Source organism: Actinocorallia sp. API 0066, assembly GCF_020991275.1.
GTDB lineage: Bacteria > Actinomycetota > Actinomycetes > Streptosporangiales > Streptosporangiaceae > Actinocorallia.
In genome coordinates this window covers 581,453-598,564 of the sequence record NZ_JAJLQY010000003.1, presented here as the reverse complement: position 1 = coordinate 598,564, position 17,112 = coordinate 581,453, and the positions used below count along the sequence as shown (strand labels likewise).

Annotated in this window: 16 protein-coding genes; 6 read left to right on the top strand and 10 right to left on the bottom strand. The window is 72.6% G+C overall.

Annotated elements, in window-relative coordinates; translation table 11 throughout:
* The first annotated feature begins 17 nt into the window (after positions 1–17).
* The gene (locus LO762_RS10585; protein ID WP_230614392.1) at positions 18–230 is read left to right on the top strand and encodes a hypothetical protein; all 213 of its coding nucleotides are present in this window, start codon (positions 18–20) and stop codon (positions 228–230) included.
* A 71-nt stretch (positions 231–301) separates the two neighbouring features.
* Here LO762_RS10585 and LO762_RS10580 read toward each other — a convergent pair whose 3' ends face one another.
* From LO762_RS10580 to LO762_RS10555, 6 genes are all read right to left on the bottom strand, one after another.
* A complete protein-coding gene (locus LO762_RS10580; RefSeq protein ID WP_230614391.1) occupies positions 302–1,681 on the bottom strand; it encodes an FAD-binding oxidoreductase in 1,380 nt (459 codons plus the stop codon).
* A gap of 80 nt (positions 1,682–1,761) precedes the next feature.
* Complete coding sequence (locus tag LO762_RS10575) at positions 1,762–2,319, bottom strand: TetR/AcrR family transcriptional regulator (protein WP_230614390.1); 558 nt, start codon at positions 2,317–2,319, stop codon at positions 1,762–1,764.
* Entirely contained in the window at positions 2,294–2,899 is a 606-nt protein-coding gene (locus LO762_RS10570; RefSeq protein ID WP_230614389.1) for a TetR/AcrR family transcriptional regulator, read from the bottom strand. The genes LO762_RS10575 and LO762_RS10570 overlap by 26 nt, the downstream gene beginning before the upstream one ends.
* Before the next feature lie 61 nt (positions 2,900–2,960).
* Positions 2,961–3,485: a copper chaperone PCu(A)C gene (locus tag LO762_RS10565; RefSeq protein WP_230614388.1), complete on the bottom strand. Its 525-nt coding sequence runs from the start codon at positions 3,483–3,485 to the stop codon at positions 2,961–2,963.
* Between the two features lie 244 nt (positions 3,486–3,729).
* Positions 3,730–4,323 (bottom strand): histidine phosphatase family protein, encoded by a 594-nt coding sequence (locus tag LO762_RS10560; protein ID WP_230614387.1) that lies wholly within the window; start codon positions 4,321–4,323, stop codon positions 3,730–3,732.
* A 197-nt stretch (positions 4,324–4,520) separates the two neighbouring features.
* Entirely contained in the window at positions 4,521–6,860 is a 2,340-nt protein-coding gene (locus LO762_RS10555; RefSeq protein ID WP_230614386.1) for a beta-glucosidase, read from the bottom strand.
* A 52-nt stretch (positions 6,861–6,912) separates the two neighbouring features.
* On the opposite strand from LO762_RS10555, the gene LO762_RS10550 reads away from it, so the two are divergent.
* The 3 genes from LO762_RS10550 (at position 6,913) to LO762_RS10540 (ending at position 8,408) form a co-directional block, all read left to right on the top strand.
* Positions 6,913–7,434: a TetR/AcrR family transcriptional regulator gene (locus LO762_RS10550; RefSeq protein ID WP_230614385.1), complete on the top strand. Its 522-nt coding sequence runs from the start codon at positions 6,913–6,915 to the stop codon at positions 7,432–7,434.
* Positions 7,435–7,548: 114 nt separating this feature from the next.
* Positions 7,549–7,875: a multidrug efflux SMR transporter gene (locus tag LO762_RS10545; RefSeq protein ID WP_255685334.1), complete on the top strand. Its 327-nt coding sequence runs from the start codon at positions 7,549–7,551 to the stop codon at positions 7,873–7,875.
* On the top strand, positions 7,872–8,408 hold the full coding sequence (locus LO762_RS10540) for a TetR/AcrR family transcriptional regulator (RefSeq protein ID WP_230614384.1): 537 nt from the start codon (positions 7,872–7,874) through the stop codon (positions 8,406–8,408). Before LO762_RS10545 ends, LO762_RS10540 begins: the two co-directional genes overlap by 4 nt.
* Before the next feature lie 114 nt (positions 8,409–8,522).
* Here the strand turns inward: LO762_RS10540 and LO762_RS10535 are convergent, their stop codons facing one another.
* A complete protein-coding gene (locus LO762_RS10535; RefSeq protein ID WP_230614383.1) occupies positions 8,523–9,365 on the bottom strand; it encodes an undecaprenyl-diphosphate phosphatase in 843 nt (280 codons plus the stop codon).
* A gap of 272 nt (positions 9,366–9,637) precedes the next feature.
* On the opposite strand from LO762_RS10535, the gene LO762_RS10530 reads away from it, so the two are divergent.
* Together LO762_RS10530 and LO762_RS10525 are read left to right on the top strand one after the other, a co-directional pair.
* On the top strand, positions 9,638–10,156 hold the full coding sequence (locus LO762_RS10530) for a gluconokinase (RefSeq protein ID WP_230614382.1): 519 nt from the start codon (positions 9,638–9,640) through the stop codon (positions 10,154–10,156).
* A 96-nt stretch (positions 10,157–10,252) separates the two neighbouring features.
* Entirely contained in the window at positions 10,253–12,907 is a 2,655-nt protein-coding gene (locus tag LO762_RS10525; RefSeq protein WP_230614381.1) for an HAD-IC family P-type ATPase, read from the top strand.
* 26 nt (positions 12,908–12,933) lie between these two features.
* Here LO762_RS10525 and LO762_RS10520 read toward each other — a convergent pair whose 3' ends face one another.
* From LO762_RS10520 to LO762_RS10510, 3 genes are read right to left on the bottom strand one after another with little or no spacing between them, the layout of a single operon-like run.
* Positions 12,934–14,340: an aminobutyraldehyde dehydrogenase gene (locus LO762_RS10520; RefSeq protein WP_230614380.1), complete on the bottom strand. Its 1,407-nt coding sequence runs from the start codon at positions 14,338–14,340 to the stop codon at positions 12,934–12,936.
* A 17-nt stretch (positions 14,341–14,357) separates the two neighbouring features.
* Positions 14,358–15,740, bottom strand: a complete 1,383-nt coding sequence (locus LO762_RS10515; protein ID WP_230614379.1) for an FAD-binding oxidoreductase — start codon at positions 15,738–15,740, stop codon at positions 14,358–14,360.
* On the bottom strand, positions 15,737–17,035 hold the full coding sequence (locus tag LO762_RS10510) for a glycosyltransferase (protein ID WP_230614378.1): 1,299 nt from the start codon (positions 17,033–17,035) through the stop codon (positions 15,737–15,739). The genes LO762_RS10515 and LO762_RS10510 overlap by 4 nt, the downstream gene beginning before the upstream one ends.
* Positions 17,036–17,112: the final 77 nt, after the last annotated feature.

Genomic DNA, 17,112 nt, shown 5'->3' with positions numbered 1-17,112 from the left:
GACGGAAGGAGCGTTCCGTGAACCGCAGCTTCCCGCTCTCCCGACCGCGCCGTCGCGCCCTGACGGTCCCGAGGGCGCTGGCCGTGGTGGCGGGCCTGATCGCGACGGGCGTGCCCGCCGCCCTCATCGGGCCCGCCGCGCCCGACGCGACGCACACGCCCGTGGACGACCCCGTCGTCGCCGGCACCGAGGACGCCGTCGTGGCGGCGGAGACCGAACTTCACTGGTGAGCCCCGTTGACCGTGCCCGGAGCCGTCAAGGCCCCGGGCACCGTCGTGTCGGGCCCCGCCCCCGGTGCTCCTCATGGGACGGGGAGGATGTTCTGGTTGATGTGGAAGACGTTCTCGGGGTCGTAAGCGGCCTTCACGGCTGCCAGCCGCGCGTAGTTGCCCCGATAGGCGGCCTGGATCCTGTCCTGGCCCTCGTCCATCAGGAAGTTCACGTAGGCGCCGCCCGCCGACGTCGCGTGCAGGGCGTCCCAGTAGGCGCGCGCCCACTCCCTGAGCAGCGGCGCGTTCGCCGGGTCGGGATCGACGCCGACGATGACGCCCGCCCAGCCGCCGTCCCGGTAGGCGAAGGCCGTCGCGTCCGACGGGACCCGCGCGGCCGCGCCGTCGATCGGGTAGAGGTGCATCGTCGAGTGCGGGGTGGGCAGCCGCTCGGCGAACTCCCGGTGCACCGCGATCGCCTCGTCGGTGATCTCGTTGAAGAAGTCGGCGCGCCAGTACCACTGCAGGCCCGGCGGGTAGAGCTCGTCGAACGCGGTCTGCAGCGCGGTGAACGGCATCGTCGCCAGACCCGTGAGCAGGGGCGATCCGAACTCCCTGACCGGCGCGAGCACCTCGTCGGCAAGATCGCGTGGCCCGGAGTAGCACCACACGACGCCACACGTCCTGCGCCCCCAGAGCGCCTCCGGGAACGGCGCGACGGGCGGCACGGTGACGAGCGCGAACCAGCCGTTCAGGTCCTCCGGCAGCGTCGGAAGGATCGCCCGGTACCAGCGCAGGACGTCTTCGAGGTCCTCCAGCGGGTACAGGACGGGCCCGCCCACGATGATCCCCTCCTTGCCGATGGGATGGCAGTGGAAGGTGAAGGACGTGACTACGCCGAAGTTGCCTCCGCCGCCGCGCAGCGCCCAGAACAGGTCGTCGTGCGAGTCGGGCGCCGTCCTGATCAGCGCGCCGTCCGCGAGCACGACGTCGGCCGAAAGCAGGTTGTCCACGGTGAGCCCGTACCTGCGCGTCAGGTTGCCGATGCCGCCGCCGAGCGTCAGCCCGCCGACGCCCGTCGTGGAGATGATCCCCGACGGGGTCGCCATGCCGAACGCCGACGTGGCGTGGTCGACGTCGCCCCAGGTGCAGCCGCCGTCCACCCGGACGGTCCTGGCCAGCGGGTCGACGGTGGTGCTGCGCTGCGCCCCCAGGTCGATGACGAGCGCGTCGTCCCACACGCCGAGGCCACCGGCGTTGTGCCCGCCGCCGCGCACCGCGAGCGGCACACCCTGCGCGCGGCCGAACCGGACGCAGGTGATCACGTCGGCGACGTCACGGCACCGTGCCACGGCGGCCGGATAGCGGTCGATCATGCCGTTGTAGACGGCGCGCGCCCGGTCGTAGTCGGGATCTCCGGGCAGGACCAGCTCGCCCCGCAGCGCGGAGCGCAGGTCGGTGAACGACGTCATGAAGGAGCCATCCCCGGTTCCCCTGGGGCTAGCCCCCCATTTGGTGGACGAATCGGTCCTGTCCGGTTAGATCTTCCGGCTTACGGCTGCCGCATCAGCGTGTCGATCATCGCGTGGGCGTGCCGCCGGAAGCGGGGTCCCGGGCGTTCGCCGGGGATGCCGCCGAGCGTGTGCAGCTGCGCCATCCAGGAGAGCATCCACATGGCGAGGGTCGGATCGACGCCCTCCCGGCACAGCGGGGTGAGCGCGGCTATCACCCGGTCGGCCTGCGGACGTACGAAGTCCCCTTCGATCTCGGTGTCCACCGCGTCGTGCATCCACCGCTGCACCCGCAGCGCCGCCACGTGCGGCTTCTCGTCGAGGAGGTCGAGGTGGATGTCGGCGAACCGGTGCAGCTCCTCCAGCGTCATGCCCTCGCGGAAGTACGTCTCGACGAGTTCGAACTCCCACTCCTGCAACCGCTGGTAGACGGCCCTGTACAGGCCGCGCCTCCCGCCGAACTCCTCGGTGATCGTCTTCACCGGGACCCCGGCGGAGACGGCGATCAGCGCGCTCGTCGTCTGGTCGTAGCCGAGGTCGGCGAACAGCCGCGCGGCCGTCTCCAGCAGCGCCTCACGGGGCGCTCGCGCCGTGGCCATGGCCCTCCTCCCGCCGCTCCATCAGCAGGTCCGCGAAGCGGTGCAGATGGGCGAGGATGCGCTCGTGCGTCTCCTCCGCATCGGCGGGCTCGCCCGGCACCGACGCGAGCGTGTACGCCTGCGCCGTCCACGCGACGGTCCACAGCGCCAGCTCGGGGTCGATGCCCGGCCGGAAGAGGTTCTCCGCCGCCTTCACCGCCCGTTCCACCTGCGGGCTCAGGTACGTCCGCTCGACCTCGCGGATGTCGGCCGCGTCGTGCAGCCTGCGCTGCAGCCACAGGGCGGCCCGCTCCGGACGCGCCTTCAGGTGCGCCAGGTAGACGTCGACGAAGCGGTGCATCGAGTCGTGGTCGGCGACCTCGCCCAGCGCGTCGACGACGTCGAGCTCCTGTTCGTGCAGGTGCCGGTACACGTTGAGGTAGAGCCCGCGCTTGCCCCCGAACTCCTCGTCGATCTCCGCGACGGACAGCCCCACCGCGTCCGCGACGAGTCCGAGCGACGTCTCGTCGTAGCCGAGTTCGGCGAACAGCCGGGTAGCGATGTCGAGTACCCGTTCCCGGGTGGACTGGTCACATCCCATGGCTCCTCGCCCCCACGACCGACTTCCAGGCTATCTCGGGGCACCGTGACGCGGGCCAAGGTCAGGGCGCGGGTGAGTAAGTGCTGAGGCTCTCCTGCCGGGACTGGACGGGCACGCTCATCGTGCCCTGGCCCGCCTTCTCGAACGTGAACGTGAGCTGGACGTTCGTGCCCTCCGCCAGGGGCGCGGTGAGGCCCTTGAGGACGATCCTGGCCGCCGGGCCGATCCTGACGTCCTCGCCCGGCGGCAACGGGATCGGGCCGCCGATGATCTCCGCGGACTGGGCGGCGGGCGACGTCACCGACTGCAGCGTGTCCGCCTCGCCTTGGGTGCCCGACGTGCCGTCGGTCTCGCCGCCCGCCGGGTAGTTGACCAGGGTCAGGTAGACCGGCGCGGATCCGCCCGCGGGGACGTCGGCGCCGTTGTCGCCGCCGAGCACGAACACGTCGCGCAGGTCGACCTTGCCGACCTGGCCGTCCACCCCCGCCTCGGGCGACACCGACCCCGGCTCGGGCCCCTGCGTGTCGCATCCGGCCAGGAGCAGCCCGCCGAGCGCCGTCGCCGCCGCGATCGAAGCGATCCTCATCGTCCCCCCTGCCTGTCCCTCTTTGTCCTCCTCCCAGTAAATCGATCCCGGCAAAACACCATTCGTCCCATGCGACCGCAAAGGGGCCAGGCGAGGGTGACCGCGTCGTGGAAGGCCATCCGCACGTGGGAGACGGTCGTGGTGGTGAACGCGGGAAGCCGGTCCAACCCGAGCGAGCGCAGGTCGTTAGCGGCCGGGCGGGGGCCAAGCCGGACCGTACCCGGATGTGGCGCCGCCTGTTCCGTCATGGGGTTGGAGCGTTGTACTGCAGGAGTGCCGCGTGTCCGGCGCGTAGGCGGATCTCGGTGAGTGCGCCGTTGTCCAGCCGTGGCAGCAGCCGCCGGTACTCGCCGAGTGGGACGCCGAGCAGGCGGCACAGCGCCAGCCGGATGGCCGTGGTGTGCGCGACGACGAGGATCCGGCCGCCCTCGATCTCCGCGAGGCACGCCAGGAAGCGCTCAGCGGCCGCGTGCGGGTCCTCCCCGCCCGGCAGGGGGTGCGCGGCGGGGTCGGCCTCGAACGCGGCGCGTGCGGCCGGGAAGCGGGCCCGCTGCTCGGCCCCGGTGAGGCCCTCGGCACGGCCGAAGTCGAGCTCGCGCAGCCGGGCGTCCACCCGCAGGTCGAGGCCCGCCGCGTCGGCGCTGGCCCGGGCGGTGATCCGGGCGCGGCTCAGGGTCGAGGACCAGACGGCGTCGAGCCCGGCGCCCTTGGCCCAGACGGCGAGCCGCTCGGCCTGCCGCATCCCCTCGTCGGTCAGCGCGACGTCGGTGACGCCCGCGTAGCGGTTCTCGGCGTGCCAGACGGTCTGCCCGTGCCGGACGAGGACAAGGTCGGTCATCGTGTGTTTCTTTCGTGCGCGCACCCGGTCGCGGTGGCGGCCGCGGGTCGCGCCGCCCGCCAAGATGATCTCACCGCCGACCGCCGCGCCGAGCGGATCCCGGAAGCCGAAACACAACCTTTTGATGAAGGCCCCACCCCGGATGGCCGCCGCCGGGTGCCGTACGGCGGGGCCGGGCGACCCCGCCGTACGTGGGGTCAGGGGCGGTGGACCGGGGTCGTGAGGGGGGTGCGGGTGAGAGAGCGGCCGGTGTGCAGGAGGTAGTCGCCCGGAGGCGTGTGCCAGGCGCCGTCGCGCCAGCGGGCGTAGGCCCGGTCGGGGACGGGGATCGTGACGGTGGCCGTGGCGCCCGGGTCGGCTTCGGCGACGGCGAAGCCTGCCAGGCGGCGGGCCGGGCTGTCGGGGTCGGGGGCGGCGGGGGAGAGGTAGACCTGGACGACCTCGCGGCCCCGCCGGGTCCCGGTGTTGCGGACCGTGACGGCGAGGGCGCTGTCGGCGTGCGCGGCCGACTCGTAGGCCCATGTCGTGTAGCCGAGTCCGGAGCCGAACTCGAACGCGGGCGCCGTGCCCGCCTTCTGCCAGGCCGGGTAGCCGACGAAGACACCCTCGTCGTAGCGGAGCGTGCCGTCCACCGGCGTCACGTCCACCACCGGGCAGTCGGCGAGCACGGCGGGCCAGGTGGTGGGCAGCCGCCCGCCGGGCTCCGCCGCGCCGGTGAGCACGTCGGCGAGGGCGTGGCCGCCCTCCTGGCCGGGGAACCAGGTGAGCAGCAGCGCGGCGACGTCCTCCCGCCACGGCATCTCCACCGGCGACCCGGCGTTCACCACGACGATCGTGCGCGGGTTGGCGGCGGCGACCCGCGCGACCAGCTCGTCCTGCCGTCCGGGCAGCCGCAGCGACGTCCGGTCGAACCCCTCGCTCTCGACCTCCTTCGACGTGCCGACCACCACCACCGCGGCGTCCGCCACGGCCGCGGCGGCGACGGCCTCGTCGATGAGCGCGTCGGCGTCGGCCCTCGGGTCACGGTGCGCCACGGCGAATCCGACGAAGGGGATGGGTCCGCCTCCCCGCACGCGGTGCGCCAGCTCCACCGAGACCGCCTCGCCCGCCTCCCACACCCGTGGGAACGCGGTCTGCGCGGGGAAGAACAGGGCGGCGAACGGGTCGTCGCCCTCCGGCGCGACGGCGCCGTCCAGGAGCGCCTCGCCGTCCACGGTGAGCCGGAACTCCCCGACGCCCTCCGCCGCGATCAGGTGCGCACCCGACACCTCCGGCGTGAACGTCCCGCGCAGCACGACCGTGTGGAGCCGCTCGGGGTCGATGCCGCCGGGCAACCGGCCCACCCACATGAGGGCGCCGTCCGGCGTCGGGAACTCGCCGAGCACGGTGCCGTCCTCGGCGAGCGCGACCGCGCGCATCGGGGCGGCGAGCGCGGGCAGCCGGTCGCTCGGGTCGGCGCCGCGCGCGTACACCACGTCGAGGTCCGCCGCGCGCAGGCCGTCCCACGCGGACACGACGCGCTCCGGCGTCACCTGGGCGCTGCCGCCGCCCATCACCCGCGCGTCCTTGGCGAGCCCGCCGATGAGCGCGATCCGCGGTGCGCCCGCCAGCGGGAGCACCCCGTCGTTGCGCAGCAGCGTCACCGAGCGGGCGGCGACCTCGCGGGCCAGCGCGGCGCCGTCCACCGGGGCGGGCGACGGCGGGTTCGCGGTGCGCTCCGCCAGTGTGCCGACCCGCGCGACGTGCTCCGCCAGCACCTCCTCGGGCACCTTCCCGGCGCGCACGGCCTCGGCGAGGGCGGGCCCGTAGACGGTGTGCGGCCCCGGCATCGCCACGTCGAGCCCGCCCAGCGCGGCCCCCACCGTGTCGCGGGCGCCGAACCAGTCGGAGACGACGAACCCGTCAAAACCCCACTCGCCGCGCAGCACGCCGTTGACCAGCTCGCCGTGCTCGCTCATCGCCGTGCCGTTGACGCCGTTGTAGGCGGCCATGACGCCCCAGGGCGCCGCCTCCTTCACCACGATCTCGAACGGCAGGAGGTACAGCTCGCGCAGCGCCCGCTCGGAGACGACGACGTCGGCCGTCATCCGCTCGGTCTCGAAGTCGTTGGCGACGAAGTGCTTGACCGTCACCGCGACCCCGCCCTCCTGGACGCCCGCGACGTACTGGGCGGCGAGTCTCCCGGTGAGCAGGGGGTCCTCGGAGAGGCACTCGAAGTGCCGGCCGCCGAGCGGGGAGCGCTGGAGGTTCACCGTGGGCGCCAGCAGCACCTGGACGCCCTTGCGCCGCGCCTCCTGGGCGAGCAGCGCGCCTACCCGGCGGGCCAGCGCGGTGTCCCACGTCGCGGCGAGCGCCGTCGGGCTCGGCAGCGCCACCGAGGGGTCGCCGGACCAGTGCACGCCGCGCACCCCGATCGGCCCGTCCGACATCGTCAGGCCGGGGAAGCCCAGCGCGGGCTCGGCGGCCAGCGACCACATGTCGTGCCCGGCCAGCATCCGCGCTCTGGCCTCCAGCAGTTCGTCCTCGTGTGCGCTCATACGGTGCTCCTCGGGTGACGGCGACGGGTGGACGGCGCGCGTACACGCCGTTATGTTCGCCGAGCGTGGCTACACCGGCGCGTCGATCGCCGCCGTCGCCCAGCGGGTCGGGCTCAGCCAGCAGGGCGTGCTGCACTACTTCCCCAGCAAGGACCGGCTGCTCGCCGAGGTGCTGCGGCTGCGCGACGAACGCGGTCTTGACGTCATCGCGCTGCCCGGCGGGAAGGGCGGCATCACCCTCGACACCGTCGCCTCGATCGTCGAGTGGAACACCGAGCGGCGCGGCATCGTCCAGTCCTTCACCGTCCTGTCGGCCGAGAGCGTGATCGAGGGCCATCCGGCCGCCGACTTCTTCCGTGAGCGGTACGGCGGCGCCCGCGCCTGGATGGCCGACGTCATCCGCGCCGAACTCGGCGACGCCCTGCCCGGCGGCGTCACCCCCGAACAGGCGGCCCCTCTCCTCTTCGCCGTCATGGACGGCCTCCAGCTCCAGTGGCTCCTCTCGCCCGACTCCATCGACATGCCCGCCCTCTTCCGGGCCTTCCTCGCCCTGCTCCGCCCCGACACCCCCTGACGGCCGCCGCCTACGCCTCGCCGACCGGGGAAAGCCTCGCCGGGTAAGGCTTTCAACGGCGACGGGCATTCCTGTACGTTCGTACTAGTACGGATGTACAGGAAGAGGGCGGACATGGTGGTGTACCTGTATCTGGCCGGGGCGATCCTGGCCGAGGTGACGGCGACGAGCCTGCTGAAGAGCACCGAGGGGTTCACCAGGCCGCTGCCCACGGCACTGTGCCTCATCGGGTACACGGTGTCGTTCCTGCTGCTGGCGCAGGGGATCAACCGCGGACTACAGGTGGGCCTGGCGTACGCGATCTGGTCGGGGGTGGGCACGGCGCTCATCGCCACGATCGGCGTGCTGTTCCTGCACGAGCCGGTGACCGCCGCGAAGGTCGCCGGGGTCGCGCTGGTGATCGGCGGTGTCGTCACGCTGAACCTGGCGGGCGGGCATTGACGCGCCGCGACCCCGAGGGGCGGCGGCAGGCGATCATCGACGCGGCGGGCCGCGTCATCGCGCGGGAGGGCGTCGGCGGCCTCACCCACCGCAAGGCGGCCGCCGAGGCGGGGGTGCCGCTGGGCGCCACCACCTACTACTTCACCGGGCTGAGCGAGCTCATCACCGCCGCGTTCGAGGACACCGCGGGCGCCTCCCGGGAACTGCTCGCCGCGCTCGGCGAGGCGCTCGCCGCCTCCGCCGACCCGCCCGCCGAGCTGGCCCGGCGCACCCGCGCCTACCTCGCCGAGCCCGAGCGGTTCCGCACCGCCAACGAGCTGTACCTCGCCGCCGCGCACCGGCCCGAACTGCGCCCGCTGGCCCGGCTGTGGACCGACGGGCTCACCGACGTCCTCACCCCGTACGCGGGGGCGGCGCGGGCCCGCACGATCGCCGTGTTCCTCGACGGGGTGCTGTTGCGGACGCTCATCACCGGCACGCCGCCCGACGAGCCGCCGCTCGCCGACGCGCTCACCGCCCTCATGCGCCGCTGAGCCCCGCCGCCACTTCGGTACTTCCCGTTCGGTAGTCATGCCGCCACGTTAAGCGGCGGCACTGACATTCTCCGGCGGCGCCCGTCCGACGCCCGTCCAGCGGCGGCTCCGGCGCTACCCGACCCCGCCCGCGCCCGGGGCCAGCACACCGAGCGCGAGGAGCACGAAGATGAACAGGCCCAGCGCGATCCGGTAGACGACGAACGGCATGAAGGTGTGCGTGGTGATGAACTTGAGGAACCACGCGACCGCCGCGTAGCCGACCACGAACGCGATGACCGTCGCGACGATCGTCGGCCCCCACGACGGCGCGGGCCCCTCGCCGATGTCGAACAGCTCCAGCACGCCCGAGGCGAGCACCGCGGGGATCGCGAGCAGGAACGAGAACCGGGCCGCCGCCTCGCGGCTGTAGCCGAGGAACAGGCCCGCGCTGATCGTGCCGCCGGAGCGGGACACGCCCGGGATGAGCGCGAGGGACTGGGCGAGGCCGAAGCCGACCGCGTGCGGGAGGGTCAGGTCGCTGATCGGCTTGCCGGGGTTGTGCAGCCGCGTCCGGTCGGCCAGGGCGAGGATGACGCCGAAGACGATGAGCGTCGTCGCGACGATGCGCAGGTCGCGCAGCGTCGTCTCGATCTGGTGCTGGAAGGCCAGGCCGAGCACGCAGATCGGCAGCGACCCGGCGATGATGTACCAGCCCATCCGGGCGTTCGGGTCGCCGCGCTGGTCCTTCCAGAACAGCGCGCGCACCCAGGCGCGGACGATCGAGACGATGTCCTTGCGGAAGTAGATGAGCACCGCCGTCTCGGTGCCCAGTTGGGTGACCGCGGTGAAGGCGGCGCCGGGGTCGTTCCATCCGAACAGGGCGGAGAACACCCGCAGGTGCGCGCTGGAGGAGACGGGCAGGAACTCGGTGAGTCCCTGGATCAGGCCGAGGACGACGGCTTCAAGCCAGGACATGGATCAAGGGCTCCGAATCGGGCACCGACAGGGGAGGACGACCGCGAAGCCGATCATGACCTCGCCCGCCGGAATGTTACTCCGTACGCCGTGTCGATACGTCGTCCTTCCTCCGCGTTCACCTGAGATTCAACGAGTGTTCGACCTGATTTTCGTGTTGTGTCGGAAAACAAGGGAACCGCCGCATGTGTCCTGAGGTCGCGGGCCCGGCTCCGGGCGAACCGCGCCGCGGGTTCCTTGTCCTCGACGTCCTGCGGCCCCAGGCTGGGACCATGGACCAACCCGCTCCGCTCCTCGTCGTCATGGGCGTCTCCGGCTCAGGGAAGACCACGGTCGGCAGGCTCCTCGCCGAGGTCCTCGACGTGCCGTTCGCCGAGGGCGACGCGTTCCACCCCTGGTCCAACATCAGCAAGATGCTCTCCGGCAGGCCGCTCACCGACGCCGACCGCGAACCCTGGCTCGACGAACTCGGCCACTGGCTGAAGGACCACGACCGCCGGGGCGGCGTCCTGTCCTGCTCCGCCCTCAAGCGCGCCTATCGGGACAGGCTGCGCTCCTACGCCCCGCGCGCCCGCTTTGTGCACCTCCACGGCCCGACGGAACTGCTCACCTCGCGCGTGCAGGACCGCGCCCCCCACTTCATGCCGCCCTCCCTGCTGGACTCCCAGCTCGCCGTCCTCGAACCCCTCCAGCCCGACGAGGACGGCGCGACCCTCACCATCGGCCCCAACCCTTCGACCCTCACCCACCACGCACTGGTCGCCCTCAACCTCACCCCCGCCCACCCCTGACCCCCGCCCTGCGCGCGCGGCCCTACCCGGCAGGCTTTTCCCGGGCTTGGGGCTGAGGGACGGCCGCCGGTGGAATCGACACCGGGGGAGGGGGATATGGACGACGCCTACCGGTACGGGGTGGTCGATGTCGTCGGCGGGCTGGGCAGTGACGCGGCGCTCGGGCTGAGCGGGCCGGAGGCGGCGCGGCGGCTCGCGGCGGACGGGCCGAACACGCTGTCGGCCGAGCGCGGCCCGTCCGCGCTGCGCCGGTTCCTCGGTCAGTTCAACAACGCGCTCATCTACGTGCTGCTGGTGTCGGCCGCCGTCACCGCGCTGCTCGGCGAGCTGGTCGACACCGCGGTGATCTGCGCCGTGGTGCTGGCCAACGCGGTCGTCGGCTACCTCCAGGAGTCACGCGCGGAGCGGGCGCTGGCCGCGCTCGCCGCGATGGCGGCCGACGAGGCGGTGGTGGTCCGCGACGGCGAGCGGCTGCGCGTCACGGCCGCGGCGCTGGTGCGCGGCGACCTCGTGGTGCTCGGCGAGGGCGACAAGGTCCCCGCCGACCTCCGCCTGGTGGAAGCCCGCCGCCTGGCCATCGACGAATCCGCGCTCACCGGAGAGTCCGTGCCCGTCACCAAGGACAGGGACGCGCCTCCCGGCGAGGCGCTCGGCGACCGCAGGAACATGGCCTACTCCGGCACCCTGGTGACGGCGGGCAGCGGCGGCGGGGTCGTCACCGCCACCGGCGACGCCACCGAGCTCGGCCGGGTCAACCGGCTCGTCGGCGCCGCGACCGCCGTCCGCACTCCGCTCACGCGCAAGATCGACAGGTTCACCAAGGTGGTGACGGTCGCGATCCTCGCCCTTGCCGTCCTCACCTTCGCCGTCGGCGTGCTGCGCGGCCAGAGCGTCGCGGAGATGGTGACGACGGCCGTCGCGCTCGCGGTCGGCGCGATCCCCGAGGGCCTGCCCGCCATCGTCACGGTGACGCTCGCGTTCGGCGTGTCGCGGATGGCGGCGCGCGGCGCGATCGTGCGCAGGCTCCCCGCCGTGGAGACCCTGGGCGGCACCACCGTCATCTGCACGGACAAGACGGGAACCCTCACCCGCAACGAGATGACGGTCGTCACCGCCGTCGCGGGTGGTGCCGCTTACACGCTCACCGGCGGCGGCTACGACCCTGACGGAAGGGTCCTCGACGAGGCAGGCGACCCGGTAGAAGCGGCAGCCCTCCCCGCCCTCCAAGCGGTCTTCACGGCGGGCGCCGCCTGCAACGACGCGGGCCTGGTACAGGACGACGACGGGGTCTGGCACGTCCTAGGCGACCCCACCGAAGGCGCCCTCCTGGTGAGCGCCGCCAAGGCGGGCGTCCCGGAGGCCGCCGAACGCACCGACGTCATCCCGTTCTCCTCCCGCGCCCAGTACATGGCCACCCTCCACGCCGACGGCACCCTCTACGTGAAGGGCTCCGCCGAACGCGTCCTCGACCGCTGCGCCGACGCCCTCGACACCGAAGGCAAGCCCCTTCCCCTCGATCGCGAAGCCCTGGAGGAACTCGCGGCCCGCCTGGGTGAACGGGCCCTGCGTGTCCTTGCTTTCGCTCGCGCGGAGGACGTCCAGGGCCCGCTCGAGGAACTGCCCCCGCTGACGTTCCTCGGCGTCCAGGGCATGCAGGACCCGCCGCGCCCGGAGGCCGTCCAGGCGGTCGCGGCCTGCCAGACGGCGGGTGTCGCGGTGAAGATGATCACCGGCGACCATCTGGCGACGGCCCGCGCCATCGGCGGCGAGATCGGCCTGGGCGGCGGCCCGGCCGTGCGCGGCGCCGAACTCGCCGCCTGCGCCGACACCGACCTGCCCCGCCTGGCCGAGCACGCCTCGGTGTTCGCCAGGGTCTCGCCAGAGGACAAGCTCCGCCTCGTCAACGCGCTGCGCGCCGGGGACCACGTGGTGGCCATGACGGGCGACGGCGTCAACGACGCGCCCGCGCTGAAGCAGGCCGACATCGGCGTCGCGATGGGGATCACCGGGACGGAGGTGGCCAAGGAGGCGGCCGACATGATCCTCACCGACGACGACTTCGCGACGGTCGAGGCGGCGGTGGAGGAGGGCAGGGGCGTCTTCGACAACCTCGTGAAGTTCATCATCTGGGCGCTGCCCGCCAATCTGGGGCTCGGCCTCCTCCTCGTCGCGGCGGTCCTCCTGGGCACCGGCCTCCCTATCCAGCCCCTCCAGGTGCTCTGGCTGAACATGACGGCCGTCCTGATCCTCGGCCTGCCCTTCGCGGTCGAGCCCCGCGACCCCGACGTGATGCGCCGCCCTCCGCGCCCTCCGACGGCCCCGCTCATCGCCCGCCCGTACGTCCTCCGGATCCTCCTCGTCTCCCTGATCCTGCTCGCGGGCTCCTACGGCCTCTTCCACTACGAGCGCGCCCAGGGCGCCGCCACCGCCGTCGCCCAGACGGTCGTCGTGAACGTCTTCGCCCTGACGCTCCTGACCTACCTCTTCACCTGCCTGTCCCTGACCCACCCCGTCCTCTGGCAGGGCGTCCGCCGCAACCCCTGGGTCGGCGTAGGCGCCCTCTCCCTCATCGCGATCCAGCTCTTCTACACCTACACCCCCTTCATGAACACCCTCTTCGACTCCGCCCCCCTGACCCCCGACCAATGGCTCCACGCCGTCATCGTGTCCCTCGCCGCCTACACCACCGTGGAACTCCTCAAGGTCTTCCAACGGCCGAAGCCGTCCGTCCCCGACGAGCCGGGAGACTGAGGGGCTTCACGCCGAACGCGGAGGGGTCAGGCTGGGCGGAAGGAGGTGTGGGGTTCGGGAGGTGTGTGTTTGATCATGATGTGGCGGGTGACGGCGTAGTCGGCCAGGGACTCCTGGCTCATGTCCTTGCCGAAGCCGCTGGCCTTGACGCCGCCGTGGGGGGCCTCCGAGGCGATCGGGAGGTGGTCGTTGATCCAGGTGACGCCGACGTCGAGGCGGTGGGAGACGCGGAGGGCGCGGGAGACGTCGCCGGTCCACACCGACGAGGCGAGGCCGTAGGGGGTGTCGTTGGCGAGGCGGACGGCGTGGTCCTCGTCGTCGAAGGGCAGCACGACGAGCACCGGGCCGAAGACCTCGCCCTGCACGAGTTCGCTCGACTGCTCAGCCCCGACGACGAGGGTGGGCCGGTAGAAGAATCCGGGCCCGTCCAGCGGCGTGCCTCCGGTGAGCACCTGCGCGCCCTCCGCCACGGCCCGCGTGACGAACCCGTGCACCCGGTCCCGGTGTTCGCCGGAGATGAGCGGCCCGATGTCGGTCGAGGGGTCCCACGGGTCGCCGGGACGCACCGACTCCATCGCGGCCCGCAGCGCGTCCACGGCCTGGTCGTAGACGTCGCGGTGCGCGTACACGCGGGTGGCCGCCGTGCAGTCCTGCCCGGTGTTGTACGTGGTGCCCATCGCGAGCCCGTGCGCCATCTGGGTGAGGTCGGCGTCGGGGAAGACCAGGCCGGGGGCCTTGCCGCCGAGTTCCAGGTGGACCCGCTTGACGCCCTCCACGGCCCCGCGCATGACGGCCTTGCCGGTCGCGGTCGAGCCGGTGACGCTCACCATGTCCACGCCCGCGTCGCTGACGAGCGCCGTGCCGACCTCGGCGTCGCCCAGCACCACCTGGACCAGGTCCGCGGGCGCGCCCGCCCGAGCGACCAGCTCAGCGAGCCGCAGCGTGCTTCGGGGTGTCGCGGGCGCGGGCTTGATGACCACCGCGTTGCCCGCGGCGAGCGCCGGGCCGAGCTTCCACACCGCCATGACCAGCGGGAAGTTCCACGGCGAGATCGACGCGACGACGCCGACCGGCCGCCGGACCAGCATCGAGGTGTAGCCCGCGCTGAACACGCCCGCGCCGGTGCCGTCGAGCGAGCGGGCGGCCCCGGCGAAGAACCGCAGGTTGTCGGCGGCGAACGGCAGCTCGCCCTCGCCGAAGACGGGGGAGGGCTTGCCGGTGTCCTCCACCTCCAGCCGCGTCAGCTCTTCCGCGTCGGCCTCCAGCAGGTCCGCCAGGCGAAGGAGGACGAGCGCCCGCTCTCCGGGCGTCTTGTCCCGCCACACCTCGAAGGCGGCCCGCGCGCGGCGGACGATCGCGGGGACGTCCGCGACGGGGGTGTCGGCGAGTTCGGCGACGGCCTTGCCGGTCGCGGGGTTGATCAGGGTACGCACAGTGGATGTCTCTCAGGTCAGGAGTTGAAGCCGACGCCGAACCGGTCGAGCAGCGCGAGCCACGGGCCGCGCCTGCCCTCCCGGTCGTCGGCCTTGGCGATCTGCCGCCGGGTGAACTCCACGACGGGCCAGCGCAGCGGTTCGGGCGGGAACGGGAGGGGCGGGCGGCGCACCATCTCCAGCCGGGTCCGCGGTGTGTCGCGGCGGGCCAGCAGGTCCAGGGCGGTGGCCGCGCCGAACCGCGACGCGCCGACGCCGAGGCCGGTGTACCCGACCGCGTAGCCGACCCGTCCGCCCAACGCGGTGCCGAACGTGGCGGTGAACCGGCTGGTGGAGTCGATCGCGCCGCCCCAGCGGTGGGTGAACCGGAGCCCGTCGAGCTGGGGGAAGGTCGTGTGGAACTGCCGCGCGAGCAGCGCGTGGGAGGAGTCCCGCCGGACGAGTTCGTCTCCGGTGCCGCCGCCTCGGTAGTAGATGGCGTCGTACCCGCCCCAAAGTATCCGGTCGTCGGAGGTGAGCCGGTAGTAGTGGAACTGGTTGCCCGCGTCGGTGAGGCCCTGCCGCTCACGCCAGCCCAGGGACGCCAGTTGCGACGCCGTCAGAGGCTCGGTGACGAGCACGTAGTCCCAGACGGGCAGGACCAGGTGGCGGAGCCTGCGCAGTGGCGCGGGGTAGGCGTTGGTGGCGATGAGCGCCTGTCCGGCCATCACCTCGCCCCCGGACGTTGTGACGGCCACCCCGTACGGCGTCCGGGTGAAGCCGCTTACGGCCGTTCCCTCGTGGATCCGGACGCCGAGCCGGAAGGCGATCTCGGTGAGCCCGTCCACGAGCAGCCCGGGGTCGACGATCCCGCCGGTGGAGCGGACCCGCAGCCCGCCCAGGTAGGTGGGGGAGTCGACGTCGGCGCGCATCTCGTCGGCGTCGAGCCAGCAGGCGTCGTCGCCGAACTCCAGGTGCAGCTTCTCCAGCTCCCGTAGTTCGCGCACCTGGTGCGGGGCGAGCGCGATCGTCGTCTTCCCGTTGAGTTGGAGGCCCGCGTCTATCTTGTGCCGCTCCAGCGTGGAAGCGAAGTCCCGCAGGTTCTCCCGGCCCAGGCGCACGAGTTCCGGCATCTCCTTCTCCCACAGGGAGACGCCGTGTGACAGCCCGTGCGTCAAGGAGTCGGAGATGAAGCCGCCGTTGCGGCCGCTGCCGCCGAAGCCGATCGAGGCGGCCTCCAGGAGGAGGACGTCGCAGCCGGGGTTCTCCTCCTTGGCCAGGATCGCCGCCCACAGGCCGGTGTACCCGCCTCCGACGATCACCAGGTCGGCGGAGACGGGCCCGGACAGGGCGGGGAACGGCCCTGGACGTCCCGGGCGGTCGGTCCAGAAGACGGCGGGGGCGAGGTCGGTGACGGTCATGCCAGGGCCGTGCGTTCGATGAGGTCGGCGGCGAGGGTGAGGCCGTCGCGGCGGCGGATCTCCGCGCCCGCGGCGTCGAGGCGGGCGCGCAGCGCGGCGTCGCCCAGCAGCCGCTCGATCGCGCCGGTCAGCTCCGCGTCGGTGAACCGGTAGGTGTCCAGCCGGACGCCGAGGCCGAGCTCGTGGACGCGCTGGGCGTTGTCGTACTGGTCCCAGAACAGCGGCAGCAGGATCATCGGCTTGCCGAAGTGAAGGCTTTCGGTCGTGGTGTTGTTGCCGCCATGCGTGATCACCAGGTCGACCAAGGGGATGACCTTGGTCTGCGGGACGAACTCCGCGCCCCACATGTTGTCGGCGAGTTCGATCTCGGCGTGCAGCGGGCCCTTGGAGACGATGTAGCGGTGCGGGGTCCGCCCCAGCACGGAGATCACCCGGCGCATCAGCTCCACGTCGGCGCTGCCGAGCGAGCCGAGCGAGAAGTAGATCAGGGAGCCTTCGCCGTCCCTCAGGGTCTCCGGCAGCTCGAAGGGCTCGTCGGTGCCCCGGACGGACGAGTCCAGGCGGTGCCACGTCGGGCCGAGCGCGCGCGGGTAGTCGGCGATCTCCGGGTAGACGTACAGGTTCAGCGCGCCCTCGTGGACGAACTCCAGGTCCGGCAGCGGCGCGGCGCCCTGCTCGACCACCCAGGCGTTGAACTCCTCCCACACGGCCCGGTGGGTGCGGTCGTACTCGGCGCGGAAGGCCGCCCACTCGGAGCTGTCGTCCTGGGGGAGGCCGGAGAAGACCGGCGCGATCCCCGCGTCGGGGATCTCCAGCGGGTTGCACGACACGATCCTGATGAAGGGGACGCCCGCGGTCTCCAACGCGGGGAACGTGATCACGTTGTCCTCCACGATGATGTCCGGCCTGACCCGGGCGATGATCTCCCTGAGCTGCGGCTCGCAGTACCTGACGCCCGCGATCAGCTCCTCCCAGATGGGCCTGACGGACGTGTCGAGCTGCTCCAGGGTGCTCTTGCGGAACTCGGGCGCGGAGGCGCGGATGAAGTCCTTCCAGAACTGCCCGGCGTCCAGCTCGACCTCCTCCTCCGGCGGGGGCGCGAGGTCCACGAGGTCCTCCTCGAAGCCGAGCGGGGTCAGCTTGCCGCGCCAGGACGCCTCGGCGGCGAAGACCACGCGGTGGCCCCGCCCGCGCAGCACGTCGCCGATGCCGATGCAGTTGTTGGTGGGCCCGTAGGCGCTCTCCGGCATGAACAGGACCGTTAGCTTCTTCGCTGTCCCGGTGTTCTCGGCCATGGCGACTCCCTGGGAGACGGAGGGTGTTTTCTGAAGGACGATTCAAATAGCATTCGGGGTAGTCCGTCAACACCCGG

Excerpts from the sequence above, each read along its gene's own strand:
- LO762_RS10570 (WP_230614389.1), bottom strand. The coding sequence starts at position 2,899 with ATGGGATGTGACCAGTCCACCCGGGAACGGGTACTCGACATCGCTACC.
- LO762_RS10555 (WP_230614386.1), bottom strand. The coding sequence starts at position 6,860 with ATGAGCGCACACGAGGACGAACTGCTGGAGGCCAGAGCGCGGATGCTG.
- LO762_RS10510 (WP_230614378.1), bottom strand. The coding sequence starts at position 17,035 with ATGGCCGAGAACACCGGGACAGCGAAGAAGCTAACGGTCCTGTTCATG.
- LO762_RS10580 (WP_230614391.1), bottom strand. The coding sequence starts at position 1,681 with ATGACGTCGTTCACCGACCTGCGCTCCGCGCTGCGGGGCGAGCTGGTC.
- LO762_RS10515 (WP_230614379.1), bottom strand. The coding sequence starts at position 15,740 with ATGACCGTCACCGACCTCGCCCCCGCCGTCTTCTGGACCGACCGCCCG.
- LO762_RS10535 (WP_230614383.1), bottom strand. The coding sequence starts at position 9,365 with ATGTCCTGGCTTGAAGCCGTCGTCCTCGGCCTGATCCAGGGACTCACC.
- LO762_RS10565 (WP_230614388.1), bottom strand. The coding sequence starts at position 3,485 with ATGAGGATCGCTTCGATCGCGGCGGCGACGGCGCTCGGCGGGCTGCTC.
- LO762_RS10545 (WP_255685334.1), top strand. The coding sequence starts at position 7,549 with ATGGTGGTGTACCTGTATCTGGCCGGGGCGATCCTGGCCGAGGTGACG.
- LO762_RS10525 (WP_230614381.1), top strand. The coding sequence starts at position 10,253 with ATGGACGACGCCTACCGGTACGGGGTGGTCGATGTCGTCGGCGGGCTG.
- LO762_RS10530 (WP_230614382.1), top strand. The coding sequence starts at position 9,638 with ATGGACCAACCCGCTCCGCTCCTCGTCGTCATGGGCGTCTCCGGCTCA.
- LO762_RS10550 (WP_230614385.1), top strand. The coding sequence starts at position 6,913 with ATGTTCGCCGAGCGTGGCTACACCGGCGCGTCGATCGCCGCCGTCGCC.
- LO762_RS10560 (WP_230614387.1), bottom strand. The coding sequence starts at position 4,323 with ATGACCGACCTTGTCCTCGTCCGGCACGGGCAGACCGTCTGGCACGCC.
- LO762_RS10575 (WP_230614390.1), bottom strand. The coding sequence starts at position 2,319 with ATGGCCACGGCGCGAGCGCCCCGTGAGGCGCTGCTGGAGACGGCCGCG.